This window comes from Lachnoanaerobaculum sp. MSX33, from assembly GCF_000512995.1.
GTDB lineage: Bacteria > Bacillota > Clostridia > Lachnospirales > Lachnospiraceae > Lachnoanaerobaculum.
The window spans coordinates 61,788-76,801 of the sequence record NZ_AZXX01000086.1 but is presented as its reverse complement, the minus strand read 5'-3'; the positions used below and the strand labels follow the sequence as shown (position 1 = coordinate 76,801).

Genomic DNA, 15,014 nt, shown 5'->3' with positions numbered 1-15,014 from the left:
GATGAATTATATTTTGCTGATTGTATCATTTATTATTTTACTTTGTATAGTACTGAATCTTATAACAAGTAAAATAGGTGTGCCTGTACTTTTAGCATTTATTTTGCTGGGAATGGTATTCGGGTCTGAAGGCATATTTAAAATCAGATTTGATGATTTCAAACAGGCGGAAACCATATGTTCATTTGCGCTTATTTTTATCATGTTTTACGGAGGATTCGGAACAAATATAAAGGAGGCAAAGCCTGTACTTTTAAAGGCCGGACTTTTGTCAAGCGTCGGAGTAGTGCTTACTTCAATGTTTGTGGCAATGTTTGCATACCTGGTTCTGAAATTTTCATGGATAAACTCGGTACTTATAGGTGCGGTGATTTCTTCAACGGATGCGGCAAGTGTATTCTCCATATTAAGAGACAGACATTTGAATCTTAAATATAATACCGCATCTATTTTGGAAGTGGAGAGCGGAAGTAACGATCCTTTTGCATATATGCTTACGATGATTGCAGTGACTATGATATCGGGAAGCATTACAGTCGGAAGTGTTTTTTACATGCTGTTTTTACAGCTTTTTGTGGGAGCATTATCAGGTGTTTTAATCGCTTTTATCTTCAAATATTTGATAAACAGATTTATTATAAATACACCCGGATTTAATATGGTGCTTGTAATTGCGGTTGCACTGCTTTCATATTCATTGCCGACAGTGGTCGGCGGAAACGGATATTTGAGTGTATATATCACCGGTATTATACTTGGAAATTCGGATATCAGAGGAAAGAAAGAGCTGGTCCCTTTCTTTGACGGTATAACAGGTATTATGCAAATACTGATATTTTTCCTGCTTGGGCTTTTAGCCTATCCGTCAAGACTTTTATTTGTTGCAGGTACGGGATTTGCTCTGGCGTGTTTTATAACATTTGTTGTAAGACCGCTTGTTATTACAATAATTATGAAACCTTTTAAGGCAACATGGAATCAGATATTTCTTGTTTCATGGTCGGGATTTAGAGGCGCTTCGTCCATAGTTTTTGCAATAACCGCATTATTAAATACAAATGCAAACTATGATATATTCAACAATGTATTTTTTATAGTATTATTTTCAATACTGGTACAGGGAAGCCTGCTTCCGTTTATATCTAAGAAAATTGATATGATTGATGAAGGCTATGATGTAATGAAAACCTTCTCGGATTACAGTGGAGATGAGATACCTATAGAATTTATTCAGCTTACGGTGAGTGAAAATCAAAACTGGTGCGGTAAAAGTATCAGTGATATAAATCTGCCTCCTGATACATTGATGGTTTTAATTAAGCGAGAGGGTGAGGATATAGTCCCGAACGGACAAACTGTGCTTTGCTGCGGTGATACTATAGTTCTTGCTGCAAAGTCTATCGACTTTGAAGAATATTATATTATGACCGAGCTTGTTTTAACCAGGAAATTACTCTCAAAAGGCACCACACTGTCAGAGCTTTCAGGGGAACTTGATGCACTTGTAATGCTTATTATAAGAGGAGATGATTTTATTATTCCAAACGGTGAGACAACTCTTTATGAGGGAGATACTCTGGTTTTAAACAACGGACCTATACAATAAAAAGAGGGACTGTTAATCGTAGAAAAAACGGTTAACAGTCCCTTATTTTTATACAACATTTGATATTACGCCGAATGATATAATCATCATTATAATACTTGCCATAAGCATACCTAAGCAGATTGCAAGGAAGGATTTCTTTCTTTCCATCTCAAGGAAAGCGGCTATTATCGCACCTGTCCAGGCACCTGTACCTGGAAGAGGTATACCTACAAAGATTACAAGTCCCCAGAATCCATATTTTTCTATAGAGTCTTTGTTTTTCATAATCTTTTTATGTAGGAATGAGTACATTTTATTAAAAAGCTTAAATTTAGATTTTTCCATAGCACTTAAAATTTTGTTAATCAAAAGCAGTAAAAAAGGAATCGGTATAGCATTACCTACAATTGCTATGACATAACTTTCAACAGGTGAAAGCTTTAGAAGAGAAGCCGCTATAAGACCTCCTCTGAGTTCCAAAATAGGGAGCATTGATATAATAAATACTATCAATTGTTTTCCGAAGCTGAGAGAGAGCAGTCCTCCCATCATTCCTATAAGTGATTTTGCTAATTTTTCCGCCATAAACTACCTTCCGTTTTAACATATTTTTATATAATCATTGTTATATTCTACCAAAATCAGAATAAGTTAGATTGTAACAGATTGAGTAATTACAATCAAGGTGCTAATATATTAAGATATGGAGGTAGAAAGATGGAATTATTAAAAGGGGCAATGTGTCTGGAAGGCGGATCTTTAAGAGGGCTGTTTACGGCCGGTGTTTTGGATGCTTTGCTTGATAATGAAGTATATATTGAATATGTGAACGGAGTTTCTGCAGGCTCGATGAACGGAATGAACTATATTTCAAGACAAAGAGGCAGATCAAAGAGAATCAATTTAAAATACCTGCATGATAAGAGATATATAAGTTATAAAAACATGTTTAAATCCAGACAGATATTTAACTTCGATTTCTTATTTGATGATATTTCAAATAAATACGATATTTTTGATTGGGAATCATTTAATGACAAGGCGAAAAAATATGAAGTTGTAGCTACAGATGTAATAACCGGAGAAAGCAAGTTTTTTGATAAGAATAATTGCAGCGATATTATATCGGCAGTAAAAGCGTCTGCATCCATGCCTGTAATGTCAAAGATGATAGATGTGGAAGGCAGGAAATATCTTGACGGAGGTATATCAACCTCCATTGCATATAAAAGAGCATTTGATGTCGGATATTCAAAAGCAATAGTAGTACTTACAAGAGAAGAGGGATACAGGAAAAAGCCGGTAAATAAGATAAATGAAAGCATCTATAGAAGATATTTTAAGCCGCTTCCGAATCTGGTTGAAAAATTGATGACTGTGCCGGAAAGATACAACAAGATGCAGGAAGAAATGGAAGAGCTGGCTAAAGAGGGTAAGCTTTTAATTATCAGACCGCAGAATAAGGTGACCGTACAAAGGCTTGAGCACAGCATTGTAAAACTTGAAAAGCTGTATAATGAAGGGTATGAAGAGGGATTAAAAAATATTGAGAATATAAAGAACTTTATTGCTTTAAAGTTTTGATGTTTAAAGCCTTAAGGTATTGACGTAATAAAACAGATATAGTATAATCCCTTGCATAATAAGTTTTATTTATACGGAAGGGAAGTTTATGAAAAAAAATATTTTGACAATAGCAATGGCAATGCTCCTTGGAGCAAGCCTTATGGCATGCGGATCAAAAGCGGATAATACAAACAGTATGGCTGATTCTTCATCGGAAGTAAGTGCCGATGCTAAAAAAATCGGAGTTTTGCAGTATGTACAGCATCCTGCACTTGATAAAGCAAACGAAGGTTTTGTAGCTGCACTTGAAGAAGCAGGTATTGAAGTAGATATCGAGCAGCAAAATGCAGGCGGTGAGCAGTCTGCGGCACAGACTATTGCAAACAAGCTTGTAAATGACAAGAAGGATTTGATTCTGGCAATAGCTACACCGGCGGCACAGGCGGTAGCAGGAGCAACTTCAGATATTCCGGTAGTTATAACAGCAGTAACGGATCCTGCAGCTTCAGGCCTTGTGGAGAGCAATGACGCACCGGGAGGAAATGTTACAGGAAGTTCGGATCTTACACCGGTAGCGGATCAGATTGAGCTTTTGACAAAACTTTTACCTGAAGCAAAGAATGTAGGTATACTCTATTGTACAGCTGAGGCAAACTCAAAGTTGCAGGCGCAAATGGCTATGGACGCTCTTAAAGAGAAGGGGCTTACAGGAGTTGAGTACACAGTTTCAAGTTCAAATGAGATTCAGACAGTGGTTGAGTCAATGGTAGGTAAGGTAGACGCCATATATGTACCTACAGATAATGTTATTGCGGCAGGTATGACAACGGTTGCTATGATTGCCACTACGGAGCATAAGATTCCTATAATAGGAGCGGAGTCCGCACATGTGGAAAACGGTGCCTTGGCAACATACGGTATTGATTACTTCGAGGTTGGAAAGCTTGCAGGAGAGCAGGCTGTTGAAATCTTAAACGGAAAGTCACCTGCAGATATTCCGATAGCTTATTTATCAAAGGATAAATGCAAACTTACAATAAATGAAGAGGTTGCAAAGGAACTTGGAATAGATACATCAAATATTTCAATGAACTGAGATATAAGGATTAATAAGACCGGTATATGCCGGTTTTGTTAATTTTATACAGGTTTTCCATATATAAATTAACATTGCAGTAATTTGTGATATAATATAAAATAATGAAAGCCTAAATGGAAATATAATTTTTTGGAGGTATAAATGTTTACAGCACTGTTAGGTGCCGTTGCTCAGGGAATACTTTGGGGAGCAATGGTGCTTGGGGTATATATTACCTATAAACTGCTGGATATAGCGGATTTGACAGCAGACGGAAGTTTTGCTTTTGGCGGATGTGTATGTGCGGTCATGATTGTAAACTTCAACATGAATCCTTTACTTGCACTTCTTTTTGCAACTTTTGCGGGAATGATTGCAGGATTTATCACGGGAGCATTGCATACAATATTTGAAATACCGGCTATTCTTGCAGGTATACTTACTCAGATTTCTCTTTGGTCTATCAATCTTAGAGTAATGGGAAAGAGTAATATACCGCTCTTAAAGACAAATACCATATTCTCATGGCTTACAGATGCTACAGGTATGAGTAATGCCGTAGCCGGAGTTATACTCGGCGGAATTATTATTGTACTTATTATAATGATACTATACTGGTTCTTCGGTACGGAGCTTGGTTCTGCGCTTAGAGCAACCGGAAATAATGAAGCTATGATCAGAGCTCTCGGAGTAAATACAGGTCATGCAAAGCTTCTTGCCTTGGTGATAAGCAACGGACTTATAGGTCTTTCGGGAGGACTTATAGTACAAAGCCAGAAATATGCCGATATCAATGCAGGAACGGGAGCTATAGTCATAGGACTTGCAGCTATAGTTATCGGTGAAGTAATACTTGGAAAAGTAATATCTTTCTGGATGAAGCTTTCTGCGGCTGTTGTAGGTTCTATTGTATACTTTGTAATCAGAGGAATTGTATTACAGCTTGGAATGGATGCAAACGATATGAAAATGCTTTCTGCCATTATAGTGGCACTTGCGCTTGCCGTACCTGTAATGAGTGCAAAAATAAGGGCTAAAAGAGCCTATTCACCGAAGGGAGAATAAGATGTTAGAGATTATAAATGTCAGTAAAACCTTCAACATAGGTACAATAAACGAAAAGAAAGCTTTAAATAAATTATCACTTAAATTGAATCCGGGAGACTTTGTAACCATAATCGGAGGAAACGGTGCAGGTAAGTCAACGATGCTTAATATGATTGCAGGTGTATATCCCATTGACGGCGGTCAGATTATAATAGACGGTGTTGATATATCAAGAATGCCTGAGCATAAGAGAGCAAAGTATATCGGAAGAGTTTTTCAGGATCCTATGATGGGAACCAGTGCGGGAATGCAGATAGATGAAAATCTTGCACTTGCTTTCAGAAGAGGAGAAAAAAGAGGTTTATCCTGGGGAATTAAAAAGAGCGAAAAAGAGCTTTACAAGGAAATACTTGCAAAACTCGGACTTGGACTTCAAACCAGAATGACATCAAAGGTAGGACTCTTATCGGGAGGACAAAGACAGGCGCTGACACTTTTGATGGCAACACTTAAAAAGCCTAAGCTCTTACTGCTTGATGAGCATACGGCGGCGCTTGATCCGCAGACTGCAAAGACGGTTCTTGATCTTACAGAGCAGATTGTGGCTGAGCAAAATCTTACCGCAATGATGGTAACTCATAATATGAAGGATGCCCTTAATATAGGTAACAGACTTATAATGATGCATTCGGGCAGAGTGATCTATGATGTAAGCGGTGAGGAAAAGAAGAAACTTAAGGTTGAAGACCTTTTAAGAAAATTTGAAGAGGCAAGCGGCGGTGAGTTTGCCAATGACAGAATGATGTTGGCCAATTAGTGAATTCAAATAGGAGGGGACTATGGATAAGAAACTTATTATCACCATAAACAGAGAATATGGAAGCGGTGGAAGAATAATAGGACAGCAGCTTTCAGAGAAACTTGGAATACCGTATTATGATGATGAAATAATAAAAATGGCATCAGAACATTCAGCTGTAGCAGAACAATATTTCAGAATGAATGACGAAAGACCGGGGCATAATATTCTACAAAGAATAATAGGCGGAATAAAAAATGCAAATAATAAGCCGTCAATAGGAGACGATATCGTTTCACCCGACAATCTTTTCAGATTTGAAAGCGAAGTTATAAGAGAGTTGGTAGCAAGCGAATCCTGCATACTTATAGGAAGATGTGCGGATTTTGTACTCAGTTCGGCAGGAGAAGATGATTTTATTTCACTTTTTGTATATGCCGATTTGTCAAAGAAAGTTGACAGAGTAATGGAAGTTGACGGAGTTGATGCCAAGGAAGCGCTCAGAAGAGTGCAAAGAAACAATAGAATAAGGAAAGAGTATTACAAGTATTATACAGGCGAAGAATGGGATGATATGACACATTACGATCTTCCGCTTAATACATCAAAGATTACACTTGAACAGGGTGTGGATTTGATACTGGAATACTTAAAAATCAGAGGTAAGTTATAGAATGAAGGATAATTATATTGACAGCTTTTTGGCACAGGAATTCGGTAAGAGCCAAAATTATAATGAAATAAAGAACGGGCTTTTCAGCGAATTCAATGTAAAAAAAGGTCTCAGAAATGAAGACGGTACAGGAGTAAGAGTTGGTCTTACAAAGGTTTCCGATGTAGTAGGCTATGATATAGTTGACGGTGTAAAAACAAATGTAGACGGTAAGCTTTACTACAGAGGATATAGCCTAAACGATCTTGTAAACGGAAGTGCAAAGTCCACAAGAGGATATGAGGAAGTAATGTTCTTGCTTTTATTCGGATTTTTACCAAATAAAGTGGAACTTGACAATTTCTCAAAGGTATTCAGAAGTATGTATACACTGCCAAGCAACTTTTTTGAGAGTGTACTTCTTAGAAATCCCGGAAAGAATTTGATGAATGTGCTTCAAAATGCTGTACTTACTCTATACAACTATGATGAAGAACCTGACAATGTGGATGTATATTCCACTCTTGTAAAAGGTATTAGAATATCCGCATCACTTCCTGTAATTATGTGCTATGCATATCAGGCAAAGAGACATTATTTTTATAATGACAGTTTGATAATACATTATCCTGATGAGAAGCTTTCAATGGCTGAGAATATATTGCAGATGCTAAGAGTAGATCAGAAGTTTTCAAAGAATGAGGCGGCTCTTCTTGATACAATACTTATTCTTCATGCAGACCATGGCGGCGGTAACAACTCTACATTTACCAATGTAGTTGTTTCATCCACAGGTACGGATATCTATTCAACTATAGCGGCATCCATAGGATCGTTAAAAGGACCTAAGCATGGCGGTGCAAATATTTCCGTTGTACAGATGATGAAGGCTATAAAGGATGAAATAGGTATAACCACAGATGAAAAGAAGATAAGAAATATCGTAAACAGATTACTTGATAAAGACTTCTTTGATTGCAGCGGACTTGTATACGGATTCGGCCATGCGGTATATACTATCACAGACCCTAGAGCTGAGCTTTTAAGAGAGTACTGTGAGACGGTAGCAAAAGATAAGGACAGACTGGACGAGTATCATTTCTATGAGGAGTTTGAAAAGACTGTAAAGAAGGTGGTATTTGAGAGAAAGGGAACAACTATTTCTTCAAATGTAGACCTTTACTCAGGCTTTGCATACAACATGCTCGGTATTCCTGAAGATCTTTATACACCTTTATTTGTTATATCAAGAAATATAGGCTGGGTTGCTCACAATGTGGAAAACAAGCTTTATGACGGTAGAATAATGAGACCTGCAACAAAGTATGTGGGTGAATTAAAAGAATATACACCTTTTAAGGACAGATAAAAAAGAGGCCATAGGCCTCTTTTTATTTATTATCTTTACTGCTCTCTAAAATATCATCAATCTTTTGTGCCAGGTCTTTTTTGTCCTCGTCGGAGTCCATCTCATAGAATTCAACTTCCACATCGGAATCAAGGTCGTTTTCAACTATATCGGATTTTTTGGCATCTTTTCCGAATTTATCAAGCTGCTTTTTAGCCTTGTCAACTACAGGCTCAACGCTTGATTTAGCTTTTTCAAACAAAGGCTTTGCATTGTCCTTTGCCACATCACCGGCTGCGGAAACATTATCTGTAATAATGTTTGCCACATCCTTTAACATTTCCTTAGCCGCATTTGCCATGCCCTTTGCACTGTTTGCGGTGTCCTTTGCCGCCGTAACGAATTCATCTGTAGTAGACTTTAATGCCGTATACTTTCTGTTTGCGGTAGCATCTTCTGTTTTATAATCTGAAAGTTCGTCTTCAAAATCTTTGAATTCACCCTCCAATTCTCTTTGATATTCTTTATACTTCAGTATATATGACACTCCGGCTGCCGCAGCACCTGCAACAGTTGCCCAAAACATTAACTTTTTTAAACCTGCCATAATAACCTCCTTTACAATAGTAGTAATTACAGTGTAATATCTATTTATAAAAAGTACAAGCATTATTTGGAGAGTTTATGAAAAAAGTCATCTGTTTATTTGGTTGCATAGCAGGATTTATTGTGATTGCTTATATTCAAAGCTTATATGTAAACTTGGGAGTATCACATACAAGTGATTACTTTTTAAGTAAGAGCTATATTATATTATCTGTGGCAGCTCTTTTGCTGTTACTCGTATCGGGAATATATTTGAATATAACAAAATTCAGTATAGTTAAGATATATCCGATTGTAATGCTTATATTCGGACTTGGATATATGTATGTTTTTCCTGCCATGTCTGCACCTGATGAGATAGCACATTTTATATCGGCTTATAAAATATCAAATAAGATGCTTGGAAAGCAGGCAACCGTTAAAGACGGACATGTGATAATCAGGGCCGGGGATCTTTGGCTGGAAGATGTGGACGGAGAGTACACTTTTGATAAAACGAAGAGTGAAGAGGAGAATGTTTTAATACCTGAGGAGGGAAGTCATGGGAAAATTATTTCAAGCAAACTTGAAGAAACATCTTACAAGGTTTTTTATGGAGAGGGGAATATTCGCGGTGCTGATAATTATATCAGTTTTGGCGGCAAAGATTATGAAAAGGCCCAGTCGCTACACGCGCCTGTAAATACCATACCGAGTGTATATTTTTTACCTGCAACAGGTATCACTGCAGCCCGAATAATGGGGCTTAACAGCACTTATCTTGTACTGTTTGGAAGAACGGCAAATCTGATTTTGTTTATATTATTGGGCACTCTCGGGATATATTTCCTGCCAAGATTTAAAGAATTTATTTTTTTAGTCAGTCTTCTTCCTACCACAATTGAACTGGCGGCTTCATATTCCTATGATGCGGTTATGATTTCAAGCATGATTTTTTTTGTGTCATATGTATTTTATCTTGCACATGAAAAAAAGGACTTTGATATAAAAGATCTGGTCATAGTTTCCCTTATTGCAGGACTTGTTTTACCATGTAAAATGGTTTACTTCCCTATGCTTTTACTGCTTTTCAGTATACCGCTGTATAAGTTTAAATTCAGAGGTAAGGTGGACGGCAAGATAAAAAAAGAAAATATAGCTTTTTTTCTTGCATCTGCGGTAGTTGTGCTATTGTCATGGGTATTTGCAATGTATCTGGTAAACAGAGCTACAGTGGTGGGATATTCCACAAGCACTACTTCAAGTCTTGAGTGGGCAGGTGAGGAGAGCTACACCATAGGTTATTTATTGCACAACAAATTAAAGGCCGTAAAGCTGTTTTATAATACATTGCTTTTGCAACTTGAATATTACCATAAAACAATGTTCGGAGCATATCTAGGACATGCGGACGATGTGGTAGGTATTCCGTATATAGGATTTTTATTACTTAATATAGGCATGATATTTTCTGTTTTCGGGGAAGCAAAAGAAAAGCAGCTGCCGGTAAAAGAGAGGGTGCTTACAGGTATCAGTATATTTTTTGTCGTATTTTTGGTGCTTTTATCAATGCTTATTGCATGGACTCCGATAAGTTCCGAATTTATAGAAGGTGTGAGCGGAAGATACTTTATTCCGGTACTATTGCCTCTGCTTATGATATGCAGGAATAATAAGATAGTGATAAAGGATGAGACCAAGAGAAACATTATATTCCTGTTTATACTTATAAATGCCGGATCTTTGCTGAAAATATTCAGTACAGTATGTATAAGACTGTAATAAAAAGGGCAAACAGACTTACTTATGATATAACAAAAATGTAAAAAAAAATTAACAAAGCTTTTTGGTAAATAAGTTATAATATATAAAGAAGGAGGCAAGATGAAGAGAAATAATTTAATAAAACTTGCATCTGCATTAGCTATAGTAACAATGCTTGGACTTGGATTACATAGTAATGCATATGCTCTTAGTGCAACATCAAATATTGAATCGGTTGTGATAGGAGAGAATAAGTCTACAGTAGATATCACTATGAATAACTCGGGTGATATGGCAGGTACCGACGGTAATTTTTATCTTTTTGAATTACAGCCGTATGAGGAAGGAATCGGAAACAGAACCGACTATCTTGAAAAGGTAAGTGCAGGTAATGTTACAAAATCATATCAGCTTAATAAAGGCAGTGAAAACAGCAGATTGTACAACAGTTATGCGGTTGCTGTTTTTGACGGATCGAAATATGTTCAGGTAAGTTCACTTAAATATATTACAAATCCGGAGGCGGTTGCGGCAAATACTGATGCGTACAAGGCACAGGCATCAAAGAAAGGTTTGCAGATAGAGCTTAAGATGCTTGATGATGCATTTAACCTCGGTGTAAAGCATGCATCTACAAATATTGCCTTCAACCAGATTTTAGGAAGCGGTATAGATTACAATTATAACGGCAAGACATATCATTTCAATAAGGCACTTATAGAAAGCTATGATAAGACAATAAGTGCTTTCTCGGGAAAAGATATGACTGTTACAGCTATTATTTTGAACGGTTATAATGAGGCTCATCCTGAGCTTATGTATCCGAATATGCCGAGAAGAGACAGCATATTCTACTATATGTTCAATGCGTCTTCAAAAGAGGGCACAGAGACCACTGAGGCTATAGCATCATTCCTTGCGGAAAGATACAACGGAAAAAATACCGCACACGGTAAGGTATCCAACTGGATTATAGGAAATGAGATTAACAACCAGCAGTGGAATTATATCGGTGATATGGATGTAAGAAGTTATACAAGAAAATATGAGAAGGCATTCAGAATTTTCTATAATGCAATCAAGTCAACTTCTTCTACAGACAGAGTATTCTATTCACTTGATTATAACTGGAATAATGAGATAAACAATAAGAATAAATACGGTGGAAAGCAGATAGTAGACAATTTCAATTCTCTTGTGCTTGAGCATGGAGATATTGATTGGGGACTTGCATATCACCCATATCCTGCACCTATGACAGATCCGGAGTTCTGGGATGATGCTCAAAAGACAGGATGGATAAAGGACAGTTTTGATTCTCCTGTAATAAACTTTGCAAACTTAAATAAGCTTACAGATTATTTTGCACAGGATGCACTTAAAAAGCATGACGGTTCCGTAAGACATATTATGCTTACAGAGGAAGGATTTACAGCTACAAATCCTACAAGAGGAAATCTTGAGAATGAGCAGGCTGCGGCATTTGCATACTCATACTATCTTGTAGATTCAAACCCGTATATAGAGGCATATATCTTAAGCCGTCAGGTGGATGCACCGCTTGAGGTAAGACAGGGACTTTCATTCGGACTTTGGACCTGCAGCATGAATGTAGGAGATGAAATTCAGGCTATATCAAAGAGAAAACTTTGGACAGTATACAGATATATTGACAAGTCAAAGTACACTCTTGACAATACCGATTTTGCAAAGAGCATCTTAGGTATAAGTAAGTGGCAGGAATTGGTACCGAACTTCAGATGGGCGGCACAGGAAAACAGAAGATAATTTCTTTTAATTTAAATCCATGAAGAAGCAAAATCTTTTTCATGGATTTTTTAAATGTCCCGACATAATGCAATGGCTGTCTTTTCATGGTATAATAAAGGACATTATAAAAAGAAAGTAGCAAAGACGGGGAAGTTATGAAACATACATTTGTTATTTGCGCATATAAGGAATCACCATATTTAGAAAGCTGTATAAAATCTTTAAAGGCACAGATTGTAAAATCGGATATAAAGATTGCCACATCCACACCTAACGATTATATATATAACATAGCAAAAAAATATAATATTGAAGTGTTTGTAAATGATAAGAAGAAGCCGGAGAATGTATCAAATATCGGATTTGACTGGCAGTTTGCCTATAATACGGCACAAACCGAGCTTGTAACCATTGCACATCAGGATGATATTTATTTAAAAAACTATACAAAAGATTTGCTTAAGTATAAGAAAAAATATCCTGATATGACTCTTTTTACAACATCATCTATTACATTAAAAAACGGCAGGATAAAGCAATTCGGCAAGGTGGAGATTGTAAAAAAAATACTCAGATTACCACTTAGAGTAAATGCTTTAAATAATATATCTTTTGTAAAAAGACTTGCAATCACATTCGGTAATCCTATAATTGCACCAAGCTGTGCATATGATAAGAGACTTTGTCCAAAGGATTTATTTATATCGGAGCTTAAATTTGCACTTGACTGGGAGTGCCTTCTTAAGCTCTCTAAACTTGAAGGAAGAATTGTACTGTCTGAAAGACCGGGTATTTGCTATAGAATACATGACGAGGCTACAACTAAAAAAAGCATAATAGATAATTCAAGGCAGATGGAGGAAAGTATAATGTTTGATACTTTACTGCCGAAGCCGGTTGCGGATATTTATAAGAAAATATATCAAAGTTCATACAATGCTTACTTTTAGGAGGATTTATGGCAATTATTAAAATTGAGGAAAAGTATGAGTATCTGAAGGATGTTATGCTTTCAATACTTCTTATAGGTATTGCATTTGTGATAAATGCAGGAATGAGTATAAGAGGACTCTATCAGGATGACCTCTTTATGTGGTCAACCAGAAGAGGAGTGGGATTTTTTAAATATGTATTTCCTGAACAAACCAGAAAATTCAGACCGGTATACTGGATAGTTGCATGGATATATCAGGGTATTTTAAAAAACAATATTTCACTTATAGTACCTATAAATATAATTATAGCTGCAATTATATCAATAGGAGTTTACTTTTTTGCAAAAAGTATGGCAAAGTCAAGAGGTTTGGCATTTATACCGGCTTCAATGTTTTTGATATCCAGATTTTCATATTATAATATAGGGCAGTTTTTGGGTGTGATGGAGGCCATGGCTTTGGTATTTGCACTCCTGATGTTATATTTTTTATATCTATACATCAATAACGGAAAAAATATTCACTTTTATTATGCATGCGGATTTTATTTTTTAAATTGCTTTACACATGAAAGATTTATGGTTCTTTTGCCGATGCTTATATTTGCGGCAATTGTCGGGAAAAGAAGAAAAATTTTAAATGCCTTAATATCTATAGCATTATTTGCAATGATAACACTTATAAGACTTTTTGCACTGAAGTCGTTTGTACCTGAGGGTACGGGAGGTTCAAAAGTCAGTGAGACATTTAATCTTGCGGACTTTTTCCTGTCAATGAGAATTGAAATTTTATATCTCTTGGGTATCAATACGGGACCTGAACATCTTAACGGAATAAATTTTCATAATGTAAATACGGCGCTAAAGCTTGTTATAATAATAGGAATATTGGCTGCATTTGCTTTTATAATAAAATTTATTTATTCGATAGCTGTATACAGAAAAAAAATTGAACTGTCGTGGATAAAAAATATTTTACTTTTTACAGGATTTATAATAGGAAGTATGGTGTCATCCGCCGTTACTATAAGAGTGGAGATGAGATGGGTATATGCACCGTATTTATTTATGCTTTTATTGTTCTCATATATTTACGGTGTGGATAAAAGTATCATAGTAAAGAGGTTGAAAAGTAAAAAGATAAAAGCCTCACTGGGAAAGCTTTTCCATGTATCATTTACTGCGGTAGTGTTACTTTTCGTATGGGCATTTTGCATGATAGCGGCAGATATATATTACAGAGGGTATTATGATAATATATATATCTTCATAGGTCAAAACAGAGCAAATTCGCTGGCAGATGAAACATATTATAAGTATGGTAAGGACTTAAGCGATAAAAGAATTTTTATAATAAAAAATGATTTTAAACTCAGTAAATTTGATTCACTTGAGTTTTTCAGAGCCTATGATCAAAATATCAGAGAAGATATCGTTACCTTTATTGAAAGCTACAGATCCATAGGTCAGATCGATGATGATATGATAGTTTTATCCGAAGATTTGAAAAATAATTCATATCAGGATGTAACGGATTTTCTAAAGAATATAAAGATTGAAAATGTATACGGGCATTATTCGGACGGTTGGACCGACGAAGAAGCTAAACTTAATGTGATGTCAGGAGAAAACGGTGAGATTCACTTTGAGATAATGTATCCGGGTGAGCTTGACGGAGATGAAGAAATAGAAATAGAAGTCAACGGAGAAAAGGAGACATTGTATCTTATATCAAATATAACACAGTATGAAATAGATACCGCTCCGAATTCATTGACGGATATACATTTGAAGAGCAATTTTTACCTGCCTGATGCTTCGGAACAAAGAGGTGAAGACAGATTGAGTTATATTTTAAATATAAAAATAGATTAGAGAGTGTG

The 15,014-nt window shown here is 36.2% G+C and carries 14 protein-coding genes; 12 read left to right on the top strand and 2 right to left on the bottom strand.

Translation table 11 applies throughout. From position 1 onward, the window contains the following. Position 1 precedes the first annotated feature (1 nt). Positions 2-1,606: a potassium/proton antiporter gene (locus tag HMPREF1495_RS10415; protein ID WP_034214696.1), complete on the top strand. Its 1,605-nt coding sequence runs from the start codon at positions 2-4 to the stop codon at positions 1,604-1,606. Positions 1,607-1,654: 48 nt separating this feature from the next. Here HMPREF1495_RS10415 and HMPREF1495_RS10410 read toward each other — a convergent pair whose 3' ends face one another. Then, on the bottom strand, positions 1,655-2,173 hold the full coding sequence (locus HMPREF1495_RS10410; protein WP_034214541.1) for a COG2426 family protein: 519 nt from the start codon (positions 2,171-2,173) through the stop codon (positions 1,655-1,657). Between the two features lie 132 nt (positions 2,174-2,305). Between HMPREF1495_RS10410 and HMPREF1495_RS10405 the strand changes: the two genes are divergently transcribed. From HMPREF1495_RS10405 to HMPREF1495_RS10380, 7 genes are all read left to right on the top strand, one after another. Beyond that, complete coding sequence (locus HMPREF1495_RS10405) at positions 2,306-3,172, top strand: patatin-like phospholipase family protein (protein WP_034214538.1); 867 nt, start codon at positions 2,306-2,308, stop codon at positions 3,170-3,172. A gap of 88 nt (positions 3,173-3,260) precedes the next feature. Then, positions 3,261-4,250: an ABC transporter substrate-binding protein gene (locus tag HMPREF1495_RS10400; protein WP_034214534.1), complete on the top strand. Its 990-nt coding sequence runs from the start codon at positions 3,261-3,263 to the stop codon at positions 4,248-4,250. A gap of 140 nt (positions 4,251-4,390) precedes the next feature. After that, positions 4,391-4,474, top strand: a complete 84-nt coding sequence (locus HMPREF1495_RS14420) for a hypothetical protein (RefSeq protein WP_432706863.1) — start codon at positions 4,391-4,393, stop codon at positions 4,472-4,474. Beyond that, positions 4,446-5,297: an ABC transporter permease gene (locus tag HMPREF1495_RS10395; RefSeq protein ID WP_432706862.1), complete on the top strand. Its 852-nt coding sequence runs from the start codon at positions 4,446-4,448 to the stop codon at positions 5,295-5,297. Before HMPREF1495_RS14420 ends, HMPREF1495_RS10395 begins: the two co-directional genes overlap by 29 nt. 1 nt (position 5,298) lies before the next feature. Beyond that, positions 5,299-6,096 (top strand): ABC transporter ATP-binding protein, encoded by a 798-nt coding sequence (locus tag HMPREF1495_RS10390; RefSeq protein ID WP_034214530.1) that lies wholly within the window; start codon positions 5,299-5,301, stop codon positions 6,094-6,096. 22 nt (positions 6,097-6,118) lie between these two features. After that, complete coding sequence (locus HMPREF1495_RS10385; protein WP_034214528.1) at positions 6,119-6,751, top strand: cytidylate kinase-like family protein; 633 nt, start codon at positions 6,119-6,121, stop codon at positions 6,749-6,751. Position 6,752: 1 nt separating this feature from the next. Beyond that, positions 6,753-8,099: a citrate synthase gene (locus tag HMPREF1495_RS10380; RefSeq protein WP_034214526.1), complete on the top strand. Its 1,347-nt coding sequence runs from the start codon at positions 6,753-6,755 to the stop codon at positions 8,097-8,099. A gap of 22 nt (positions 8,100-8,121) precedes the next feature. Here the strand turns inward: HMPREF1495_RS10380 and HMPREF1495_RS10375 are convergent, their stop codons facing one another. Beyond that, on the bottom strand, positions 8,122-8,685 hold the full coding sequence (locus tag HMPREF1495_RS10375) for a hypothetical protein (RefSeq protein WP_007591250.1): 564 nt from the start codon (positions 8,683-8,685) through the stop codon (positions 8,122-8,124). 77 nt (positions 8,686-8,762) lie between these two features. On the opposite strand from HMPREF1495_RS10375, the gene HMPREF1495_RS10370 reads away from it, so the two are divergent. The 4 genes from HMPREF1495_RS10370 to HMPREF1495_RS10355 all read left to right on the top strand — a co-directional run bounded on the left by HMPREF1495_RS10370 (position 8,763) and on the right by HMPREF1495_RS10355 (position 15,006). Further along, a complete protein-coding gene (locus tag HMPREF1495_RS10370; protein ID WP_034214523.1) occupies positions 8,763-10,445 on the top strand; it encodes a DUF2142 domain-containing protein in 1,683 nt (560 codons plus the stop codon). 102 nt (positions 10,446-10,547) lie between these two features. After that, a complete protein-coding gene (locus tag HMPREF1495_RS10365; RefSeq protein ID WP_034214520.1) occupies positions 10,548-12,215 on the top strand; it encodes a DUF5722 domain-containing protein in 1,668 nt (555 codons plus the stop codon). Positions 12,216-12,352: 137 nt separating this feature from the next. Next, positions 12,353-13,147, top strand: coding sequence for a glycosyltransferase (locus tag HMPREF1495_RS10360; protein ID WP_034214518.1), 795 nt, complete (start codon positions 12,353-12,355; stop codon positions 13,145-13,147). Positions 13,148-13,155: 8 nt separating this feature from the next. Next, positions 13,156-15,006 carry a beta-carotene 15,15'-monooxygenase gene (locus HMPREF1495_RS10355; RefSeq protein ID WP_034214515.1) on the top strand — a complete coding sequence of 617 codons (1,851 nt, stop codon included), beginning with the start codon at positions 13,156-13,158 and terminating at the stop codon, positions 15,004-15,006. Positions 15,007-15,014 lie beyond the last annotated feature (8 nt).